Raw genomic sequence first — 20,296 nt, forward strand, 5'->3', positions numbered from 1 at the left:
GCGGAAGCCCCCGATGCGAATCATGGCATCCATTTTTCGTCGGGAAGGGTTTCGATCAACAGGCTCACGGCCTGTGCGATTCGATGCCCCGATCCCGGCGACAGGGTGGTCCACACCCGACCGTCCGGGGATTTGCTGGGACTCGCCACGATCCGACCCCTGTCGGTGTCGAAAATCGCCACGGCCCCAGAAGATTGGGAGAATCGACCGTCCTCGCCGGACGAGGCGACGATCTCGGTGCGCACCCGGCATGACGCGAGGGCGGAGGAGACCGTTCCGGCATCGGCCGGAGTCGCCCCGAGGGCGTGGAGCGCGTCTGTGGTCTCGGTTCCCGTCCGAGCGCGACCGAGGCGTTCGACGACCTCTTCGGCGGGCTTCGAGATCGCGGTGAACTCACACGGGGTCACGTCGGCGAACTGCGCACGGACGAGCGAGGCCAGCGCGCCCACGTCCGGCACCTCGACCACTTCCACCTCGACCCGATCGTCGTTGCGTACCGCGAGAACATGCTGATATCCATTGCGTGCCAGGCAGATCCGCCGGACACCGGACTCGGAGTACGAACGGATCTCGATCTCACGCTGCGGCCGGGCCAGCACGCGCAAGACCGTTGCGGCCACCGGTGTCGGCTCTTCCTGTTCGATGAGACCGAGCGCGTCGATGGTGGCGTCACTCTCGCGATCCGCGGCTCGCCGGGCGGCCTCGTCCTGCGCGGTGTCGGCGATGTCGAGGACAACCGGCCAGGTCTGGACGCCGAAGCGCTCGCCGAGACGCCGGAGGACCTCGGCGTCGAGAGCCAGGCGCACCTCGTGGATTGTCGGCATCATCGACGCTCCCCCGGGTCACCCAGCATCAGCGTCTCCGACAGATATCGCGGATCGACGTCGCCTCGATCGACGTCCGCGCGATCGACGTCCGCGCGATCGACGCTGTCGGGAGCCGAGACATAATGTGCGGCAGGCTGATCGGACGTCGCCAGATCCGCCCAGGTGACCGGGCCGTCGACGGATTCTGCGGCCTCGGCGGCCGACTCCCCGGACGCATCGGCGTCCATGGCTGTCGTCCGGATGGTGGCGCCGCGGTCGGCACTGATCAGCCCCGGCGCCATCGGCGGAGGGACACCGGGCCCGGTTGCCCCGGCGGGGGCGATCGGCGTCGCGGCCGGGGCGGCGGCCTGGGACTGCCCGCTCGCGAGCATCGTCGTTGCATACCTTGACTTTTCGGCGGGCGGAAGGTGAACACCCGGAACCATGCCGGGCATCGGCGCGACGGCAGGCATCACCGGCGACGGCACAGACGGAGCCGCAGCACGTGCGGCGGCGGCCTTTTCGACGGCCAGTGGCTCGCCGGACACCAGGTCCGGGGCCGCACGGCCGGAGAGCCACGGCTTCGCGACGGGTTCGGTGGCCTGTTCGTAGGTCTGCATGACCCGGGCCGCACGCATCCGTTGCTGCTGCACGGCACGCTCGGCCTGCGCCGCGGCACCAGCGATGATCGGCGCGACAGCGGTTGCGGTGGTGGCGATCTCGTGCAATTTCTCGACGATGTCCACCTCCGCGAGGTCGGGCATGTTCATATGGGCGACGGTGACCGCGGCGGCCTGCGCTTGGGCGCGAGCGGCGTTGTGGGCGGCCTCGGTGGATGCTTCGGCGAACCACGGCGCGAGCCTGGTGAGCTTCTCGAACGCCGCGCTGGTGTGGGCAGACTGCCAATGAACTCCGAGACGGGTGATCACCGCCGCGAAATCGACTCCGGCCTCACCGAGTTCGACGGCGAGGGACGCCCAGGCCATACCGGCCTCCACGAGCGGTGCGGGCCCGGGCCCCGTACCCAGGTCGGCGGCCAGTTGCTCACTGGTGCGCGCATCCCAGTTGATCCCGGTGAAGCCGATCATCGTCCCTCCCTTCGGCGGCGTCGTGTGGTCGAGATGAGTTGGTGTGGGGTCCGGCGTCGGGAGCGACTACGGCGCAACCCGGAAGGCGGCCGATGCCTCGGCGTCGCCGTCGAGGAATCCCATGGCCTGCGCACGGAGGACAGCAGCGATCTTGCGCATCTCGAGAACACCCGAGACGGAATCCTTCTCGAATTTCTCGGCCACTGCCGAGAAGCTCGCGGCAGCGGCCACCGAGACCTCGTCGCGACCCTGCGCGGGGACCGGCAGAGCCCGTCCCGCGCCGAACACAGCCTGTTCGAGTCGGTCTGCGATCCGATCGAGATCTGTTGCCGCGGAGATCAATTCAGCAGGTTCGACGCGCAGTTGGGACTCATTCACAGTGCTTCCTCGTTCCGTGTGGGACCGGGCACTCCCAGTCGTAGTTCGATGTCGGGGCTCGGTTGGGCCTCGGTCTGCTCGTCGTGTCCGATGACCGCCGGTGCGACCTCGGGCGAATCACCGACCACGCGTCGCCCGTTGTCCTCGGTCACGAGATAGTCGGGCACCGTGTGCTGATCTTCGGCGGAGCCTGCGCCACGCGCGCCGGCCGCGCCCATCGGAGCTCCGCCCATCGGGACCCCCGCGGGTGCGACAGAGGCCGGGCGGACACCGGCGGGGGCACTCAGCCCGGCGGGCTCGCCGACGGAGGAGTTGGTCGGCACGGTGGGGCGTGAGGCGCTCAGCGGCGACGTCATCGCGCCGATGCCGCCGACTCCCCCGCCGCCACCACCTCCGCCGCCGCCGCCACCACCGCCACCGGGCCCCTGGGGCTTGGGCTGCAGCGCGGCCGGTACGACGCGTGGCGAGTCCGGGTCGGCGACGTTGAGCATCGTGCTGATGGGTTGCAGTAGCGTCGCGGGCAGTTCGGTGGCCGTCGACACCGCAGGCGAGACGACGTCGAGGATGGAACTGGCCAGCGTGAACGGCGACTGAGCGGCGCCGGCAGTCGGTGCGCCGGTGACCGCGACCGGAGCCCCGTTGACGGCCATGGCCGTGGTCGGAGCGAGAAGCTCAGCGCGTGTCACGGCCACTGCGGCGGTCGCCTGAGTCAGACCGGCGGAGGCGAAAGTTGCTGCGAGGCCGAGGCCCGCGCCGACCGCCGGCGACATGATCAGCGGCACCACGCCGGTGATCTTGGCGACCGTGGCCGCAATGATTCCCTGCACGATCGCCAGTCCCTTGCCCACGATGGCGGCGGCAGCCTTGGTGTCGAACGAGATCCCGGACCCCTGCGCCGCGAGAGCTGTACTGTTCGCCCCCGCCTCCGCGGTCTTGGCGCCGGCACCGACCGCACCCTGGCCGGCCCACAACTGGTCGGCGAGTTCGAGTGCGCTCTGCCCCATCGTCATCGACGTCTGGAGCACCTTGGTGAGGCTCTCGAAGATGATGGTGGGGTCGAACCCGCCACCGGAGAGGTCGCCGGTCCCGAAACCGCCCAGCAGATCGGTCATCGGCTTGATGAACATGTCCAGGTCGGGCAGTTGCAGCGGCGGGAGTCCGGGCATGGGCGGCAGCGCCGGTAGGACCGGAAGCGGCGGCAGGCCCAGCCCCCCGAGCACGTCGGCGACCGTCCGGTCGAGGATCGGGCCGACCGGGGTGGCCTCGATCATCTCCTGCACCGTCATATGGCTGAGGGCAGGCACGTCGGGGACACCGGGCAGGCCCGATGCCGGAGGCGTCGGCGTCACAGCACCGAACGGATCGCAGCGCCGCTCGAGGCGTCGGTGGCCTCGTAATCGGCGAGTCCGGCGAGGGCCGACGCCGCGGTCGAGGCGTGGACGGCAGCGAGTTGCCCGACCGACATGAGATGGCTTGCCTGCGCGGCGATGAAAGCCGCGAGGAACTCCTGCCCGATGAGCCCGAAGACGGGAACCATCGCCGCGGTGTTCGCCGCGGCGTCGATCGATCCGGCGGTCCCGACCGCCGTCGCCATCGCCGCGTTGGTGGCGGCAAAGCCTTCGAGAACCTCAGGTGTCACCTTGACGTTCGTCATCACAACCCCCTCATGGGTGTCAGTCTTGTCGATGAATCTCGTACCGGTCGGTTATGTCGTCCGACCGGACGAGCGGGTCATTCACCGGGGCGAGCGGCGAGCATGTCGCCGAAGGACTCGCTGAACTCTTCGGTCGCAGCGGCGATGTGTGCGTAGGCCTTCTGCGCGGCAAGAGCCGATGTCGCCACGATCTGTTCTGCGAGCCGCGCGGCGCCGAGTTCGTTGGCGCCGTGCGCGAGCCGGAGATCGACCAGAGCACCCTTGCCGTCGACCTCCACGGTCACCAGACCATCGGCCGAGGTCTCGCGTACCGAGATGGCCTGCAGCTTCTCCTGGAATCCGCGTAACCCGTCGAGCTGCCTGTTGGCGCGCGCTTCGAGTTCGTCCATGCCCCAACTCATCGCCGCAACCACGATGTGGGGGCATCGGCTTCCTCGTCGTCGCGCCATTCCGCTCGAGCGAGATCGTCTGGGCGGGGCAGGTTCATCTCCCCGACGAGATCGCGGTCCACCCCGGAGGCGAGAAGGCTCTCCCGCAGGCGGATTCCGGCGGACATCGCAGCCTGCTGACAGAGCCGCAGGATGTCCCCGGCCAGCAGTTCCGGATTCTTGTCGAGCTCGGAAGGCTCGATCCGGATCGCCACCGGCAGGCCCTGGGCCGTCGTACGTACGGCGAGACCGGCGGAACGCGACCGTGCATGCGAGAACTCGTGGATGGCCGCCCACGGATCGTCGCCGTCGTCGGCGGATCGTGTGGCCGGACCGTCGGAGTAGGTCATCGAAGCTGCACCCCCTTCACGCCGAATACGACGCAGCCGGGGCCCCTTTCGGTTCCATCGAATTCCTGTTCGATGAAACCGAATCTCCCACATGCGGATCCAGAAAGACCGCGCCCCGCCGCGCACATGTGCCAAGGCCCGATACTGCCACACTGTGGTGGACGCCACCACACCGACGATTCGGTGGTCACACGCACATCACGATCGAACTGTGGATCTCGTCCGGAATCGGCCCCGCACCTTCGGTAGACTCCCGCACGACGCAGCCGGAGTCGATCGATGAGCAGGGTGGATGTCGCATTCTGCCGCACGGATCACGCCACCTCGAGATCGACGCCCGGCCGCTTGACCAGAGGAACCCCGATGACGTACGAGAACTCGACGACGCCCTCCACCCCGGACGCCGATGCACCGGCGCCTCCGCCGTGGCTTCAGTTCGCACCGCCACCGGCGGACCCGGCCACCGAGCCGAACACTCGACCACCGTCGGCTCCCCGAACCGACGGCAGCGGTCGACCCCCCTTCCCCGAGGCCTCTCCGCAGGGTCCGCAGGGGCCGCAGGGTCCGCCGCCCAGCGTCGACGGGCCGTGGCGGCAACCCGGCCCTCCGTTCCCCGGCTCGCCACCGTTCCCGGGCGGCGCGCACGCTCCCGGCGAACCGGCGTCCCACGACGGACCCTTGTTCCCCGATGGGCCCGCGTTCCCCGGCGGACCCGCGTTCGATGACGGACCACAGGCCCCGCACGACACCGGAATCCCCGTACCGGGTCCGCCCCCGGGACAGTTCCCCGGCCGTCCGGGTCCCTCGGGCCCCCCGCCGGTTCCGCCCAACGCCCATCCGTCCCCGCATTTCCCGCACCCCGGGGCGCCCGGCGCCATGGGTCCGGCGGGTCCGGGGCCGGCACCCGTCTACCCCGGGCAGCCGATGCCGCCGGGGTACGGTCCGCCGCACGGTGGTCCGTCGCTCGACGAGGTCGCACTGATCCGCAAGGCGCGCCGTGCACCGAGTCGCGGCTGGCGTCGCGCGGTGCACACATTGTCGGCGGGTGCCATCAATCCGGGCGAGTCGCAGGGCGACATCGAATTCCAGCAGTTGCTCGAGAGGGTGAACCGTCCGGTCCGTGGGGACTACCGGATCGCGGTGCTGTCACTCAAGGGCGGCGTCGGTAAGACGACGACCACCGTCGGGCTCGGATCGACGTTCGCGTCGTTGCGCGGCGACCGGGTCATCGCCGTCGACGCCAATCCCGATCTCGGCACTCTCGCGCAACGTGTTCCGCAGCAGACCCGTTCGACGGTCCGCGATCTGCTCGCCGACGAGAACGTCTACCGCTACTCCGATGTGCGGGCACATACCTCCCAGGCGCCGAGCCGACTGGAAGTGCTTGCCTCCGAACGTGATCCGGCGATGGCGGAGGCGTTCAACGAGGAGGAGTACCGCGGGGTCATCACCATCCTCCAGCGGTTTTACAACATCATCATCACCGACTGCGGCACCGGCCTGAGCCATTCGGCGATGAACGGCGTTCTCGATCTCGCGAACATGATCATCCTGGTCAGCTCGCCGGCACTGGACGGTGCGCGCAGCGCCGGCGCCACCCTCGACTGGCTGGAGGCCCACGGCTTCGGCCATCTCGTCTCGCGGGCGGTCGTCGTGCTCAGTTCGTCGCGGCCCGGGTCGTCGACCATCGACACCGATCAGCTCGGTCAGCACTTCCTGACGCGATGCCGAGCGGTGCACAAGATCCCGTTCGACGACCACCTCGCCGAGGGCGCCGACGTCGACCTCGAATTGATGTCGAAGGCGACCAAGTACTCCTTCGTGCAACTGGCCGCCACCATTGCCGACGACTTCTCCGGCACGACACTGCACCGCGAGGAACCGTTCCAGGGCTGAACCGGTTCGCAACCCATGTCACGACGCCTCGGTGCGTCGATCCTTTCGGGCGATCCGCCACCGACGGGCGAGATGGATGAACGTCGGCACGACGATCGTGAGCACCGAGGCGATGATGAAGATCTCGATGTTGTCGCGGATGACCGGGACATTGCCGAGGAAGTATCCGACGGTGATGATCCCGGCCGCCCACGCGAAGCTGCCGAGGACGCTGAACAATGTGAACGTCCGGTGGGACATGCCGCTGAAACCGGCAACCAGCGGGGTGAGGGTCCGCACGATCCCGATGAACCTGCCGAAAAATACCGTGAGCGGCCCGAAACGATCGAAGTAGTGGTTCGTCTTCGCCAGATAGTCGGGTCCGATGGTGCGCATCAGCCTGCCCTCGACGACGCTGCGTCCCACCTTGCGTCCGATGAGGTAGCCGCACTGGTCGCCGAGGATCGCCGCGGCGGGCACCGCCAGACACAGCAACCACAACGGTGCGAAGGGGTCGGGCTGGGCGGCGAAGACGCCCGCGGTGAAGAGCACCGAATCGCCCGGGAAGACGACCCCGACGAGGATGCCGGTTTCGACGAAGACCAGCACGCACAAGCCGATGAGGCCACCGGTGGCCACGAAGGACTCGATGTCGAAGGGATTCATCGACGCCCACAGTAGTTGCCGGGCGGGCCCGGAGACGGCCGACGAAGCCCGGAGACGAGCGTGGAGCGCCCATGATCTCCGGCCACGTCGCGCACGCCGGGTGGATGTGGGGTTTACTCGAATATCGAGCAGCGCCGCGGTCGGCCTGATCTGCGCCGAACCCAGCGTCGGCGCAGAACCCACCTTCGGCGCCGAACGACACACTTTCGAGGGGAGAGCAGTGCCCACCACACCCACGGCCCCGCCCCCCGGAAAGCCCCCCGGCCCCACATTGCGCCCGGTGTCGGACACCGACGTCCGCATCGAGTACCACACCATCCACGGTTACCGCCGCGCCTACCGGATCGCCGGCAACGGGCCTGCCCTGCTGCTCATCCACGGCATCGGCGACAACTCATCGACGTGGGACGAGGTCATCCCGATCCTGGCGCAGCGCTATACGGTGATCGCACCGGATCTGCTCGGGCACGGACTGTCGGACAAACCGCGCGCCGACTACTCGGTTCCCGCCTTCGCCAACGGCATGCGCGACCTGCTCGTCGTGCTGGGGATCAGCAAGGTGACCGTCGTCGGACACTCGCTCGGCGGCGGCGTCGCGATGCAGTTCTGCTATCAGTTCCCCCGCTTCGTCGAACGGCTCGTTCTCGTCGCGGCCGGTGGGGTCACGCGTGAGGTCAATCCGGCCCTGCGGCTGATCTCCCTGCCGGTGATCCCGCAGATCCTCTCGGCGCTCCGTGTGCCCGGAGTGGTGCCCGGCCTCAAGACCGTCGCCAAGGCCGTCGTGTCGGCCCCGTTGCCGGGGTTGTTCCCCTCGGCCGCCACCCCGAAGCGTCTGCTCGCCGACCACGAGGACCTGATGCGCGTGCTCGGCGACCTGGCCGATCCCACCGCCTACGCCGCGTTCCTCCGCACGTTGCGCGCCGTCGTCGACTGGCGCGGACAGTCGGTCACCATGCTCGACCGTTGTTACCTCACCGAACGATTGCCGGTCCTGCTCGTCTGGGGCGACGAGGACATCGTGATCCCCTACCACCACGGCGAGCTGGCCCACTCGGCCATTCCCCATTCGGAATTCGAGACCTTCTCCGGCTCAGGGCATTTCCCCTTCCACGACGACCCGGAACGCTTCTGTCGCGTCGTCATCGACTTCATCTCCCGCCAAGCACCGGTCGAGTTCGACCCCCTCAACTGGCGCCACCTGATGTCCGAGGGGGCCCATCCCGATCAGTTCACCGGCGACGACGACACCGTCGACGAGGTGCTCGAAGCCTTCGAAGACGAGCGCAACGCGACGTGACCCGAAACGCAGTCCGCTGTGCCACCATTGCGCCATGACCCACCCCGGTGGCGGTGACGACGTCACGCGCCCGTTCACGCACCAGCCGAACGAGTACGACTCCAGCCCCGGATTCGCGCCCGGTTTCGGCCAGATCCCCGGTCCCGGCATGGTTCCCGCTCCCGGCGGCCCGTTCTACGACCCCGCCGCCGCTGCCCTGCCCGAACAACCGCTGGTGGTCATCGGCGACATCACCTGCACGCAGCACTACGTCATCACCCCGTCGGGCACGTTCCCGATCGCCGGTTCGCAGTGGGAGGTCACCGACATGTCGGTGTCGAGCGAACAGATGTCACAGACCGGCCTGGTACTGGCGCTGGTCGGGTTCTTTCTGGTGTGCTTTCTGAGCTTGCTGTTCCTGCTGATGAAGGAACGACGGATCACCGGCCACATCCAGGTCAGGGTCCGCGGTGCGGGCGGCGGCATGCATGTCACCAACATCCCCGCCACCTCGCCATGGACCATGAGCGAGGTGTCCGGGCGCGTGTACTACGCGCGCAATCTGGCCGCGATGGCCTGAGACCCATCACCCGAGATCTTCACCCATCACACCGAGGAGAAACGTCCGATGACCACCCCGGAGAATTCCGACGACAAGCCGTACGACCCGTTCGTGAAACGGCCTCCGCCTGCCGACCAGACACCCTCGGCCGGACCCGACGCGGGCTATGCCGCGCAGCAGCCGGGTGCCGGCGACTTCGGGACCCCGCCGCCCCAGTTCGGGGCATCCCAGCAGTTCGGCGACGCACAGCCGTACTCGGCGCCGCCACCCCCGCCGTACGGGGCACCCCAGGGTTACGCGGCACCCCAGGGTTACGGGGCACCTCAGGGATACGGGGCACCCACCGGATACGGCTACGGCGGCGCCCCCGACCCCACCGCACCCTACGGGCGCGATCCCGCCACCGGTGAACCGCTCTCCGACAAGTCCAAGCTCGTCGCGGGTCTGCTGCAGATCTTCCTCGGCACCCTCGGCGTCGGACGCTTCTACATCGGCGACACCAAGACCGGCGCCATCCAGTTGGGGCTGACGATCATCGGGTACATCACCGCGATCATTCTCATCGGCGTCGTCATCATCTTCGGTGTCGCCGTGTGGGCCCTCATCGACGGGATCATGATGCTGACCGGCAGCGTGCGAGACAAGAACGGCCTCAAGCTCGGCAACTGAACAGGACCAACCCGAAAGACCGCCCTCCACAGCGCCGCCGGTCGCATCACGTCGCCGGCGACCCGCTGGAGGGCGGTTTCTGGTCGATCAGCCGCCGCAGCAACCGGTCGATCCGCGCACGTCACGGGTCACCGTGTTGCGGGCGGCAAGTTCGTCGTCGGCGGGATAGTCGACGCCGACCAGACACAGTCCGCGTGCCTGCGCCACCGGCACCTGGCTGCTCCGTTCCTTCTCACGCAGAAGTGCACGGCACCAGTCGATGTCGCGCCTGCCGTCTGCGACTGTGGCGACCGCACCCACCAGCGACCGCACCATCGACCAGCAGAACGCGTCGGCACCGACCTCGCCGATCAGCACACCCTCGTCGTCGCGGACCCAGGAGAAACGCTGGAGGTCGCGGATCGTCGTCGCACCTTCGCGCCGGCGACAGAAAGCCGCGAAGTCATTGAGCCCCAACAACACTGCCGAGGCCTCGTTCAGCACCTCGACGTCGAGCGGGCGACGCCAGGTGGCCGTCGCCCGCGCCACCAGAGGCTCTGCGCCCCACCGGGAATCGGACAACCGGTACCGATAGTGGCGTCGTAGTGCGGAGAACCGCGCGTCGAAGTCCGCAGGCACGATGCGCACCGCCTTGACCCGGAAGTCGTCGGGACACATCTTCGCCAGGCGCCCGACCAGCGTCGACGGATCGCCGCCGATCGACCTGGTCTCCAGGCATGCGCGCGGCACATCGGCATGCGCCACCTGTCCGGTGGCGTGCACGCCGGCATCCGTGCGCCCCGCCACGGTGAGCCGCACGGGCACCCGCAGCACCGTCGACAACCGTGTCTCGAGTTCCTCGCACACGCTGCGCTGACCGATCTGCCGCGCCCAACCGGCGAAATCGGTGCCGTCATAGGAGATGTCGAAGCGGAGACGACAGAACCCGCCGGCACCGGAATCCGGGCCGACGGGTTCGGTCAGCAGTTCTCGAGTCAGCCGACTACTTCTTGTCGTCCGACTCGGCCTCGACGGCGGTCGCAGCGGTCGACTCGTCGTCGACGGCCTCGGCGACCGCGTCGGCGTTGGCGACCTCGGCGTCGGTGGCGTCGGCTTCAACGGCCTCCACCACGTTCTCCGCGGCGTCGTCCTGCGCGACGACCTCTTCGGTGGCGTCGAGGTTCTCCTCGGCAGCCTTCTTGGAGGCGGCGACGCGGGTGGCGCGGCTGGCCTCGCTCGACGCGGTGGTCTCGCGCACCAGCTCGATCACGGCCATGGGGGCGTTGTCGCCCTTGCGCGGCAGCGTCTTGATGATGCGGGTGTAACCGCCGGGACGATCGGCGAAGAACGGCCCGATCTCGTCGAACAGCGTGTGCACGATGTCCTTGTCACGGATGTCCTTCAGCACCTCACGACGGTTGGCCAGCTTGCCGGCCTTGGCGTGGGTGATGATCTTCTCCGCGTACGGACGCAGGCGCTTGGCCTTGGCTTCCGTGGTGGTGATGCGGCCGTGCTCGAAGAGCGAGGTGGCGAGATTCGCCAGCATCGCCTTCTGGTGGCTGGCCGACCCGCCGAGGCGGCGTCCCTTGGTGGGCTTGGGCATTGTCTTCTCCTAGGAGGACCCCGCATCACTCGATGCGGAAGTCAGGGTTGGGCAGTGACAGCTACCGCCGCGTCGACGCGACTAGAGCTGCTCGGTCTCCGCGAAATCCTCACCGGAATCGGCGTCGAAGGACGCGTCTTCCGACCACGTGCCGGTGGCCGGGTCGTAACCCGCGACCTGCGACGGATCGAAGCTGGCCGGGCTGTCCTTGAGGGACAGACCGAGCGCATGCAGCTTGACCTTGACCTCATCGATCGACTTCTGACCGAAGTTGCGGATGTCGAGCAGATCCGACTCGGTCCGGGCAACCAGCTCGCCGACGGTGTGAACACCCTCGCGCTTGAGGCAGTTGTAGGAACGAACCGTCAGCTCCAGATCCTCGATCGGCAGGCTGAACGAGGCGATGTGGTCGGCCTCGGCCGGCGACGGCCCGATCTCGATGCCCTCGGCCTCGACGTTGAGCTCCCGGGCGAGCCCGAACAGCTCCACCAGGGTCTTGCCCGCCGATGCCAGCGCGTCACGCGCACTGATCGAGTTCTTGGTCTCGACGTCGAGCACGAGCCGATCGAAGTCGGTGCGCTGCTCGACACGGGTCGCCTCGACCTTGTAGGTCACCTTGAGCACCGGCGAGTAGATCGAGTCGACCGGGATACGGCCGATCTCGGCACCCGACGCCTTGTTCTGCACGGCCGGGACGTAGCCGCGGCCCCGCTCGACGACGAGCTCGATCTCGAGCTTGCCCTTGTCGTTCAGGGTGGCGATGTGCAGATCGGGGTTGTGCACGGTGACACCGGCCGGCGGCACGATGTCGGCGCCGGTGACGGTGCCCGGACCCTGCTTGCGCACGTACATGGTGACCGGCTCGTCCTCGTCGGAGCTGACCACGAGGCCCTTGAGGTTCAGGATGATGTCGGTGACGTCTTCCTTGACCCCGGCCACGGTGGTGAACTCGTGCAGGACACCGTCGATGCGGATGCTGGTGATGGCGGCACCCGGGATCGAGCTGAGCAGGGTACGACGCAGCGAGTTGCCGAGGGTGTAACCGAAGCCCGGCTCGAGGGGTTCGATGACGAACTTCGACCGGTCCTCGGCGATGACTTCCTCGGTGAGGGTGGGTCGCTGTGAGATGAGCATTTCTGTGGATCTCTCCTTTGGCCGACCGCTATATGACGGCCTCGAGGGTTAACCGAACAGCTGTTGCTGTCGGGCGGTGTGTCTTACTTCGAGTAGAACTCGACGATGAGCTGCTCGGTCAGCGGGACATCGATCTGAGCACGCTCGGGCACGCTGTGCACGAGGATGCGCAGGGTCGACGGCACGACCTGCAGCCAGCCCGGAACCGGACGATCGCCGACGAGCTCCTTGGCGATCTGGAACGGGACGGTCTGCAGCGACTTCGGACGGACGTCGATGATGTCGTACTGGCTGACGCGGTAGCTGGGCACATCGACACGAACACCGTTGACGGTGAAGTGGCCGTGGCTGACCAGCTGACGGGCCTGGCGACGCGTCCGGGCGATGCCCGAGCGGTACACGACGTTGTCGAGACGGGTCTCGAGCAGCTTCAGCAGTTCGTCACCGGTCTTGCCGTTGCGACGATTCGCCTCTTCGAAGTAGCGGCGGAACTGCTTCTCCATGACGCCGTAGGTGAAGCGTGCCTTCTGCTTCTCCTGCAGCTGGAGCAGGTACTCGCTCTCCTTGATCCGCGAGCGGCCATGCTGGCCGGGCGGGTAGGGGCGACGCTCGAATGCAGCGTCTCCACCGATCAGGTCGACGCGAAGACGACGAGACTTCTTTGTTGCGGGGCCGGTATAACGAGCCATGTTTCTCTGTTCCTCCCTTTCCCGCTAGACCCGACGCCGCTTGGGCGGACGGCAACCGTTGTGCGGCTGCGGGGTGACATCGGAAATGGTGCCGACCTCGAGGCCGGCTGCCTGCAGGGAGCGGATCGCGGTCTCGCGACCCGAACCCGGTCCCTTGACGAATACGTCGACCTTCTTGACGCCGTGCTCCTGGGCCTTGCGCGCAGCGTTCTCGGCCGCGAGCTGAGCCGCGAACGGGGTGCTCTTGCGCGAGCCCTTGAAACCGACGTGGCCCGACGACGCCCAGCTGATGATGTTTCCGCTGGGGTCGCTGATCGACACGATGGTGTTGTTGAACGTCGACTTGATGTGCGCGTGGCCGTGCGGGACGTTCTTCTTATCGCGACGGCGGGTGCCCTTCTTGGGGCCTGCGCTACGTGACTTCGGAGGCATTACTTCTTCTTCCCGGCGATGGTCTTCTTCGGGCCCTTGCGAGTACGGGCATTGGTCTTGGTGCGCTGTCCGCGAACGGGCAGGCCACGACGGTGGCGCAGACCCTGGTAGCTACCGATCTCGATCTTGCGACGGATATCGGCCTGCACCTCGCGACGCAGGTCACCCTCGACCTTCACCGAGGACTCGATGTACTCACGCAGCTTCGCGACGTCTGCGTCGGTGAGATCCTTTGCCCGAAGGTCGGGGCTCAGGCCCGTTCCGTCGAGGATCTCCTTGGAGGTGGTACGACCAACTCCGTAGATGTAGGTCAGTGCGATCTCGAGCCGCTTCTCGCGGGGAAGATCGACACCAGCAACACGTGCCATGTGGCGGATTTCCTTTTCGATTTCCAGAGGTCTTCTCCCAGTCCGCCCCGCGAGCTCGCCGAACCGTGTGTTCGGCCTCGTGGGCTCCGGCCTCTGATCCGGAGGTAGGCGGTGACGCGTCTGTCACCGCTGGTGCTGAGAGGTCCTGGTGTTCAGTTGTCGGTCTTGCTGTTGGTGATTCAAGCGACCCGGAGGGTGCGCGTGATCAGCCCTGACGCTGCTTGTGACGCAGGTTCTCGCAGATCACCATGACCCGACCGTTACGACGGATCACCTTGCACTTCTCGCAGATCGGCTTGACGCTCGGCTGAACCTTCACGTCAATCTCTCCTGCTCGGCTCGCCCGCGCGCACGTCAAATCCGCCGTACACGAGGGTGTCGGTCTCCTCCCGGACGGATGTCCGGGAAGTCTGTCCCCGGCCAGGCCGGGAAAGTCTTACTTGTAGCGGTACACAATCCGCCCACGAGCGAGGTCGTAGGGCGACAGTTCCACGACGACCCGGTCCTCGGGCAGGATGCGGATGTAGTGCTGCCGCATCTTGCCGCTGATGTGGGCGAGAACCTTGTGTCCGTTTTCCAGCTCAATACGAAACATCGCATTGGGCAGGGGTTCGATCACTCGACCCTCGACCTCGATGGCCCCGTCTTTCTTCGCCATGTCCTCCGCGATTCCTGGCCGTCCCCGCAACATCTGGTAGATGCGGCGTCGTCGGCCCGGTTGAATCAGTGTTTGTCCGTTAGTGTGTTGACACCGGTCCGCGAGGACCTGTGTCCGGTGCACCGCGACCGGTTCCGGCGTGGTGACACGCTGATGCCCGGCGCGCGACACGCACCGACGATCCATGTTACGCGAACTGCACGATCAGTCCAAATGCGAGCGGCGATCGGACCCGGCAGGAGACACCCGATGGATGCTGAATCCGCGGACGGCGGACCTGCGACGACTGTCGACGACTACCTGGCAGGACTCGACCCGGCTGATCGTGCGGTGATCGGCCGGATCTACCGGGCCCTGGTCGGTTCGGCTCGGCACCACCGGAGTTGATCCTCCGATGCCGCGAGAGACAAGAGTCACGGGCGCATGATGGTCGCGCCATCGTGACGGTATCCTTCGGCCCATGTCGACGGTATCCATCTTCGCGGCCCGGTTACGGGGCGCGATGGTGGGTGCGGTCTCAGGGGCGGCGGCGTTGCCTGCGCACGGGCTCGGCGGCGGGATGCTCCCCTCCTCCAGCGCGATGGTGATGCTCGTCAGCGGATGCATCCTGCTGGGTGTGCTGTGCTCGCACCGCGCCGGCTCTGGCCTGTCGATGCTGATCGGCCAACTCGTGATGGGGCAGGGCGTCGCACACCTGCTGCTGATGGCCGCGACTTCTGAACACCATGACAGCGCGGTGTTTACCCCGACGATGCTGTCCGGCCATCTCGCCGTCGCCGTGGTCGGCGGCTTGGGCCTGTGGGTGGCCGAGCACCTGGTGCGGATCGTGGTCGCATCGGTGACGCGGTGGCTCGCCGTGCTTGTCCCCCCGGTCGTGCAAGCGCCTGCCGTTCCTCGGCCGCGCAACACGACGCTCACCGTTCCGCGGCCTCTGCTGCTCGCTTCCGGTGTCGGCACACGCGGCCCGCCGGCCCGCGCGTCGGCTGTCTGACACAGTCGCACCCCACTCCTCTGCGCCATCCCCTCTGCGCCATCCCCCTGCGCCATCCCCCTGCGCAGCAGCGCGAGAGGGAGATCTTCGGTGCCTCACACTCGCGCGCGATGCCTGTCGCATGACGCGAGACGCCGGCGCACGCGAATGACCCATTCCTTGCCGACTCACAGGTGACCGGGTCACGACGCCATGACGCCATCCCGCAGCCCGCCCCGCGGCCGCACCACCGGCCGCTCAGTCCCCGGAGGAAATCCGATGACCATCAACCGAATCCGTACCGGCATCGCCGCCGCGATCGCAACTGTCCTCGCGCTCGGCGCACTTGTCGGCTGTAGCAGCGACACCGATGAACCCGCCACCTCCGCAGACGGTGTGCGCATCACCGAACAGTGGGTCAAGGCAGCACCGTCCGGAATGACCGCCGCCTTCGGCGAACTCACCAACGACACGGATCAGGAGATCCGGGTGGTATCGGCCTCCTCGCCGGCCGCCGGCCGTGTCGAACTGCACGAGGTGGTGGCCTCCGACACCGGCGCCATGACCATGCGGCCCAAAGACGGCGGCATGGCCATACCCGCCAACGGCACGTCGACACTCCGACCTGGTGGCGATCATCTGATGCTGTTCGACCTGCCCGCGGCCATCACTCCGGGTCAGGACGTCACATTCGAGCTGACGCTCTCGGACGGGTCGACCACCACCTTCACCGCCCAGGCACGTGACTTCCCAGGCGCGGACGAGGACTACGCACCCGGCCACGGCGGCGACGCACCGGCAGCCTCGACCACCCCGCAGCACGGTGCCTGACCGGCAGCCACCTCGCGCCGGCCTGAGCCGGCGGCGCCTCCTCGCCGGAGGCGCCGCCGCGCTGGGGGCCACCGGAATCGGCGCGGCGGCAGTGACCGGCAACCGGGCACCGGCCCGCGGTGCCGCCGTGTTCGGCAGCGAGACAATACCTTTCTACGGCGCACACCAGGCGGGTGTGGCCACCCCGCCCCAGGCCCACGCGCTGTTCATCGGGCTCGACCTCCGTCCCGCGGCAACTCACGCAGATGCCGTCTCGGTCATGCGACTGTGGACCGCCGATGCCGCCCGCCTCACCGCCGGACGACCCGCCTTGGCCGACACCGAGCCCGAACTCTCCGCGACGCCTGCCCGGTTGACCGCCACCATCGGTTTCGGACCCACCTTCTTCGACCGTCTCGCACTCGACGACCGGCGCCCCTCCGCCATCCGCCCCCTTCCTCCGTTCGGCATCGACAGACTCGAATCCCATTGGGGTGGTACAGATCTTCTGCTCCATCTGGGCTGTGACGATCCGACCACACTGGCTCACGCCAGTCGCGTGTTGCTGAAGAACGTGCGGTCACTCACCACCATTCGCTGGACTCAGCGCGGATTCCGCACGGCTCGCGGCGCACATCCGGACGGCCAGACGATGCGCAATCTCATGGGGCAGGTCGACGGCACCGTCAACCCCACGCCCGGAACCGACCTCGACGCGGTGGTGTGGGCCACCCGCGACGACCAGCCCTGGTTCGCCGGTGGCACCTCGATGGTGCTGCGCCGCATCCGCATCGAACTCGACACCTGGGACGAGCTCGACCCGCACTCGCGAGATCTGTCTCTGGGTCGACGACAGAGCGATGGGGCGCCACTGACCGGAACCGACGAGCATGACGCACCCGACTTCGGTGCCACGTCTGCCGGCATGACCGTCATACCCGAGAACGCCCACATCGCGCGTGCCCACCCGCGGACCTCGAGCGAGCGGTTCCTGCGTCGCGCCTACAACTACGACGACCCGCCCGCACCAGGTGAAACCAGCAACGCCGGATTGCTCTTCGCCGCCTACCAGCGCGATATCGACACGCAGTTCCTACCGGTACAGCAGCGACTCGCCGAGGCCGATGCACTGAACCAGTGGATCACCCCGATCGGATCGGCGGTGTTCGCCATCCCTCCGGGCATCGAGGAGGGCGCCTACCTCGGGCACCAACTGTTGGAACATGGTTGAGACCCAAGACCCCGTGACCCCGAAAAGGGACCCGAGCTGGCAGACTGTGCCGCATGCTGGCATTCCTCATTCGCACAGTGCTCACCGCGGTGGCGCTGTGGGTCGCGACGTTGATCGTCCCGGGTATCGAGTTCGTCGGGGGCTCGACGACCGCCGAGAAGGTCGGCATCGCCCTCGTCGTGGCGGTGATCTTCGGCGTCTTGAACGCGTTCATCAAGCCGCTCGTGCAACTGATCGCCATCCCGTTCTACATCCTGACGCTGGGGCTGATCCACATCGTGATCAACGCGCTCATGCTCGAGCTCACCGCCTGGATCACGCGCAACACGACCCACTGGGGGCTGGAGGTCGACGACTTCTTCTGGTCGGCGATCTTCGGCGCGCTCGTCGTGTCGGTGGTCGGCTGGCTGCTCGGGCTGCTGACCCGTGACGCGGCGGACCGGTGATGACCGGGCGCAACGGCACGGGCAGTTCTATGTGGCGTCGTACAGGCGTGCTGGCGGCCGTCGCCGCACTCGGCCTGGCGGGCTGCGGCAGCGACGGCACCGGTGACCAGCCCCGGTCGGTGACCGTCGTCGGGTCCGGTGAGGTCACCGGAGTCCCCGACACCCTGCGGGCCGACATCGGCGTCGAGGCCACGGCCGCCGACGTCACCACCGCCCTCAACGAGACCAGCGCGAAGGTCAAGGCCGTCACCGACGCCGTCGTCGCGGCCGGCGTGGAGCGTAAAGACATTCAGACCCAGCAGGTTTCGGTGAATCCGCAGTACTCGAGTCCGGTTCCCGGCGGGACGAGCGAGATCAGCGGCTACGTCGCGACCAACTCGATCCGGCTCACCATCCGCGACATCTCCGCGGCGTCGAACGTCCTGAGTGCCGCGGCCACCGCCGGCGGCGACAGCACCCGCATCAGCAACGTCTCCTTCGCCATCGACGACGACTCGGAACTGCTCGAGCAGGCCAGGGAAGCCGCCTTCACCGACGCGCGGGGCCGCGCCGAGCAGTACGCCTCCCTCGCCGGCGACGGCCTCGGCCCGGTCCTCACCATCAAGGAGACCACCGCAGGCCAGGAGCAGCCCGCGGCGCCGGGCGCCTACGATCGCTCCGTCGCGGCGTCGGAGGTGCCGATCGAGCCGGGTGAACAGGAACTGACGTTCACGGTGACCGTCACTTTCGCGCTGGACTGACCCTCTCGCCGCATCATCCGCGGGGAAGCCCCTCCGCAGGGATCGCCGGGCACACCCGCACCTCACGAGCGGCCCACCTCTCGAACGGCTCCGGATGGTGAGCCTGACATCCTGGATCGATGCGAGCCGTTCTCCAGCGAGTCAGTCAAGCCCGCGTGAGCGTCGACGGCGACGTCGTCGGCGAACTCGACATCCCCGACGGCGGTGCGGGTCTCGTCGCCCTGGTCGGCGTCACCCATTCCGACACCCCCGAACACGCTGCGAAACTCGCCGACAAGATCTGGCGACTGCGCATCTTCGACGGCGGCGACGGACCCGAGAGGGCGGCCGCCGACATCGACGCGCCGGTCCTGGTGATCAGCCAGTTCACGCTGTACGCCAACACCGCCAAGGGGCGTCGCCCGTCGTGGAACGCGGCCGCACCCGGGCCGGTCGCCGAACCGCTCGTCGACGCCGTCATCGACGCTCTCCGCATCGCGGGCGCCACCGTGGCCACCGGCCGCTTCGGCGCGAACATGCAGGTCAGCCTGGTCAACGACGGACCGGTCACGCTCGTCCTCGACGTCTGAGAGCGGGCCACGACCGGTCGGCGACTAGGGTCGTGACGTGGGACGAATCACCGCACGCCGCCGCGTCACCCGCATCCGCCGGGATGCCGAGCCGACGCAGCGCGCCGACACCCTGGCCGTCGAGGAACCCCTCGAGATCCGCGTCGGCGGTGAGCGGTTGACCGTCACCATGCGCACCCCCGGCCACGACTTCGAACTCGTGGCCGGCTATCTGGTCTCCGAGGGGGCCATCACCGCCGGCGCCGACTATTCGACGGCCCGCTACTGCGCGGGCACCGACGCCGACGGCGCCAACACCTACAACGTCGTCGACGTCACCCTCGCACCGCACGTGCCTCCGCTCGACCCGGGACTCGTCCGGCACAACGCGGTGACGAGCGCGTGCGGCATCTGCGGCAAGGACAGCATCGACTCGGTACACACGGCCTCGACCCACCCGCCCGCGTCCGACCCGCTCGTCGTCGACGTCGACACGGTTCTCGGCCTCCCCGACCGGCTGCGCGCCGAGCAGGAGCTGTTCGACAAGACCGGCGGGTTACACGCCGCCGCACTCTTCGACGCCGAGGGTGAGCTGCTCGTGTCGCGCGAGGACGTCGGCCGCCACAACGCGGTCGACAAGGTCATCGGCTGGGCGGTTCTCGCCGACCGGCTCCCCCTGTCGGGCACCGTCCTCCAGGTCTCCGGGCGTGCCAGTTTCGAACTCGTGCAGAAGGCCGCGATGGCGGGTATCCCGATACTGTGCGCGGTCTCGGCACCATCGTCGCTGGCCGCCGATCTCGCCGACGAACTGGGGATCACCCTCGTCGGGTTCTCCCGCGGCGACTCAATGGTGATCTACACCCGACCCGACCGGATCACCACCGCCGTCGCCGCCGAGCGTCACCCGCTCTACAGTTGAGCGAGTGCCCGCCCGGG

Annotated in this window: 28 protein-coding genes; 12 read left to right on the forward strand and 16 right to left on the reverse strand. The window is 67.9% G+C overall.

The window, feature by feature from the left end; genetic code table 11:
- Positions 1-20: 20 nt before the first annotated feature.
- From H1R19_RS17295 to H1R19_RS17325, 7 genes are all read right to left on the reverse strand, one after another.
- The gene (locus tag H1R19_RS17295) at positions 21-827 is read right to left on the reverse strand and encodes an ESX secretion-associated protein EspG (RefSeq protein ID WP_188328640.1); all 807 of its coding nucleotides are present in this window, start codon (positions 825-827) and stop codon (positions 21-23) included.
- A complete protein-coding gene (locus tag H1R19_RS17300) occupies positions 824-1,894 on the reverse strand; it encodes a PPE domain-containing protein (protein ID WP_219849665.1) in 1,071 nt (356 codons plus the stop codon). Before H1R19_RS17300 ends, H1R19_RS17295 begins: the two co-directional genes overlap by 4 nt.
- Before the next feature lie 66 nt (positions 1,895-1,960).
- Positions 1,961-2,272 (reverse strand): PE family protein, encoded by a 312-nt coding sequence (locus H1R19_RS17305; protein ID WP_219849666.1) that lies wholly within the window; start codon positions 2,270-2,272, stop codon positions 1,961-1,963.
- Complete coding sequence (locus tag H1R19_RS17310; protein WP_219849667.1) at positions 2,269-3,621, reverse strand: hypothetical protein; 1,353 nt, start codon at positions 3,619-3,621, stop codon at positions 2,269-2,271. The genes H1R19_RS17305 and H1R19_RS17310 overlap by 4 nt, the downstream gene beginning before the upstream one ends.
- Entirely contained in the window at positions 3,618-3,926 is a 309-nt protein-coding gene (locus tag H1R19_RS17315) for a type VII secretion target (RefSeq protein ID WP_188328644.1), read from the reverse strand. Before H1R19_RS17315 ends, H1R19_RS17310 begins: the two co-directional genes overlap by 4 nt.
- A 77-nt stretch (positions 3,927-4,003) precedes the next feature.
- Entirely contained in the window at positions 4,004-4,315 is a 312-nt protein-coding gene (locus tag H1R19_RS17320; protein WP_219849668.1) for a YbaB/EbfC family nucleoid-associated protein, read from the reverse strand.
- Positions 4,316-4,323: 8 nt separating this feature from the next.
- The gene (locus tag H1R19_RS17325; RefSeq protein ID WP_219849669.1) at positions 4,324-4,704 is read right to left on the reverse strand and encodes a hypothetical protein; all 381 of its coding nucleotides are present in this window, start codon (positions 4,702-4,704) and stop codon (positions 4,324-4,326) included.
- A 363-nt stretch (positions 4,705-5,067) separates the two neighbouring features.
- Here H1R19_RS17325 and H1R19_RS17330 point away from each other — a divergent pair, with 363 nt between their 5' ends.
- A complete protein-coding gene (locus tag H1R19_RS17330) occupies positions 5,068-6,600 on the forward strand; it encodes a MinD/ParA family ATP-binding protein (protein ID WP_219849670.1) in 1,533 nt (510 codons plus the stop codon).
- Between the two features lie 18 nt (positions 6,601-6,618).
- Here the strand turns inward: H1R19_RS17330 and H1R19_RS17335 are convergent, their stop codons facing one another.
- A complete protein-coding gene (locus tag H1R19_RS17335) occupies positions 6,619-7,245 on the reverse strand; it encodes a DedA family protein (protein WP_188328648.1) in 627 nt (208 codons plus the stop codon).
- A 220-nt stretch (positions 7,246-7,465) separates the two neighbouring features.
- Here H1R19_RS17335 and H1R19_RS17340 point away from each other — a divergent pair, with 220 nt between their 5' ends.
- From H1R19_RS17340 to H1R19_RS17350, 3 genes are read left to right on the forward strand one after another with little or no spacing between them, the layout of a single operon-like run.
- Positions 7,466-8,542: an alpha/beta fold hydrolase gene (locus H1R19_RS17340; RefSeq protein ID WP_219849671.1), complete on the forward strand. Its 1,077-nt coding sequence runs from the start codon at positions 7,466-7,468 to the stop codon at positions 8,540-8,542.
- A 34-nt stretch (positions 8,543-8,576) separates the two neighbouring features.
- Positions 8,577-9,101 (forward strand): hypothetical protein, encoded by a 525-nt coding sequence (locus H1R19_RS17345; protein ID WP_219849672.1) that lies wholly within the window; start codon positions 8,577-8,579, stop codon positions 9,099-9,101.
- Positions 9,102-9,149: 48 nt separating this feature from the next.
- Positions 9,150-9,752 carry a TM2 domain-containing protein gene (locus H1R19_RS17350; protein ID WP_219849673.1) on the forward strand — a complete coding sequence of 201 codons (603 nt, stop codon included), beginning with the start codon at positions 9,150-9,152 and terminating at the stop codon, positions 9,750-9,752.
- Positions 9,753-9,839: 87 nt separating this feature from the next.
- On the opposite strand, the gene truA is transcribed toward H1R19_RS17350, so the two are convergent.
- From truA to infA, 8 genes are all read right to left on the reverse strand, one after another.
- A complete protein-coding gene (truA, locus tag H1R19_RS17355; protein ID WP_219851746.1) occupies positions 9,840-10,715 on the reverse strand; it encodes a tRNA pseudouridine(38-40) synthase TruA in 876 nt (291 codons plus the stop codon).
- A 19-nt stretch (positions 10,716-10,734) separates the two neighbouring features.
- Complete coding sequence (gene rplQ / locus H1R19_RS17360) at positions 10,735-11,334, reverse strand: 50S ribosomal protein L17 (protein ID WP_188328652.1); 600 nt, start codon at positions 11,332-11,334, stop codon at positions 10,735-10,737.
- A gap of 81 nt (positions 11,335-11,415) precedes the next feature.
- Positions 11,416-12,468 (reverse strand): DNA-directed RNA polymerase subunit alpha, encoded by a 1,053-nt coding sequence (locus tag H1R19_RS17365; RefSeq protein WP_086534446.1) that lies wholly within the window; start codon positions 12,466-12,468, stop codon positions 11,416-11,418.
- 83 nt (positions 12,469-12,551) lie between these two features.
- Positions 12,552-13,157, reverse strand: a complete 606-nt coding sequence (gene rpsD / locus H1R19_RS17370; protein WP_188328653.1) for a 30S ribosomal protein S4 — start codon at positions 13,155-13,157, stop codon at positions 12,552-12,554.
- A 24-nt stretch (positions 13,158-13,181) separates the two neighbouring features.
- The gene (rpsK, locus tag H1R19_RS17375; protein ID WP_004023536.1) at positions 13,182-13,589 is read right to left on the reverse strand and encodes a 30S ribosomal protein S11; all 408 of its coding nucleotides are present in this window, start codon (positions 13,587-13,589) and stop codon (positions 13,182-13,184) included.
- The gene (gene rpsM, locus H1R19_RS17380) at positions 13,589-13,957 is read right to left on the reverse strand and encodes a 30S ribosomal protein S13 (RefSeq protein ID WP_188328654.1); all 369 of its coding nucleotides are present in this window, start codon (positions 13,955-13,957) and stop codon (positions 13,589-13,591) included. Before rpsM ends, rpsK begins: the two co-directional genes overlap by 1 nt.
- 205 nt (positions 13,958-14,162) lie before the next feature.
- The gene (gene rpmJ / locus H1R19_RS17385) at positions 14,163-14,276 is read right to left on the reverse strand and encodes a 50S ribosomal protein L36 (protein ID WP_005207978.1); all 114 of its coding nucleotides are present in this window, start codon (positions 14,274-14,276) and stop codon (positions 14,163-14,165) included.
- Between the two features lie 117 nt (positions 14,277-14,393).
- Entirely contained in the window at positions 14,394-14,615 is a 222-nt protein-coding gene (gene infA, locus H1R19_RS17390; protein WP_004023539.1) for a translation initiation factor IF-1, read from the reverse strand.
- A gap of 249 nt (positions 14,616-14,864) precedes the next feature.
- On the opposite strand from infA, the gene H1R19_RS17395 reads away from it, so the two are divergent.
- The 8 genes from H1R19_RS17395 to fdhD all read left to right on the forward strand — a co-directional run bounded on the left by H1R19_RS17395 (position 14,865) and on the right by fdhD (position 20,279).
- On the forward strand, positions 14,865-15,002 hold the full coding sequence (locus H1R19_RS17395; RefSeq protein ID WP_188328655.1) for a hypothetical protein: 138 nt from the start codon (positions 14,865-14,867) through the stop codon (positions 15,000-15,002).
- A 73-nt stretch (positions 15,003-15,075) separates the two neighbouring features.
- Positions 15,076-15,606, forward strand: a complete 531-nt coding sequence (locus H1R19_RS17400) for a hypothetical protein (protein WP_219849674.1) — start codon at positions 15,076-15,078, stop codon at positions 15,604-15,606.
- A gap of 258 nt (positions 15,607-15,864) precedes the next feature.
- Complete coding sequence (locus tag H1R19_RS17405; RefSeq protein ID WP_219849675.1) at positions 15,865-16,416, forward strand: copper chaperone PCu(A)C; 552 nt, start codon at positions 15,865-15,867, stop codon at positions 16,414-16,416.
- Positions 16,409-17,626 (forward strand): Dyp-type peroxidase, encoded by a 1,218-nt coding sequence (locus tag H1R19_RS17410; protein ID WP_219849676.1) that lies wholly within the window; start codon positions 16,409-16,411, stop codon positions 17,624-17,626. The genes H1R19_RS17405 and H1R19_RS17410 overlap by 8 nt, the downstream gene beginning before the upstream one ends.
- A gap of 53 nt (positions 17,627-17,679) precedes the next feature.
- Positions 17,680-18,072 carry a phage holin family protein gene (locus H1R19_RS17415; RefSeq protein ID WP_188328659.1) on the forward strand — a complete coding sequence of 131 codons (393 nt, stop codon included), beginning with the start codon at positions 17,680-17,682 and terminating at the stop codon, positions 18,070-18,072.
- On the forward strand, positions 18,072-18,812 hold the full coding sequence (locus H1R19_RS17420) for an SIMPL domain-containing protein (protein WP_244970742.1): 741 nt from the start codon (positions 18,072-18,074) through the stop codon (positions 18,810-18,812). The genes H1R19_RS17415 and H1R19_RS17420 overlap by 1 nt, the downstream gene beginning before the upstream one ends.
- Positions 18,813-18,931: 119 nt before the next feature.
- Positions 18,932-19,381, forward strand: a complete 450-nt coding sequence (dtd, locus tag H1R19_RS17425) for a D-aminoacyl-tRNA deacylase (protein WP_188328660.1) — start codon at positions 18,932-18,934, stop codon at positions 19,379-19,381.
- A 37-nt stretch (positions 19,382-19,418) separates the two neighbouring features.
- Positions 19,419-20,279 (forward strand): formate dehydrogenase accessory sulfurtransferase FdhD, encoded by an 861-nt coding sequence (fdhD, locus tag H1R19_RS17430; protein WP_219849677.1) that lies wholly within the window; start codon positions 19,419-19,421, stop codon positions 20,277-20,279.
- Positions 20,280-20,296: the final 17 nt, after the last annotated feature.

Origin of the sequence: Gordonia jinghuaiqii, assembly GCF_014041935.1 — a bacterium.
GTDB classification, from domain to species: domain Bacteria; phylum Actinomycetota; class Actinomycetes; order Mycobacteriales; family Mycobacteriaceae; genus Gordonia; species Gordonia jinghuaiqii.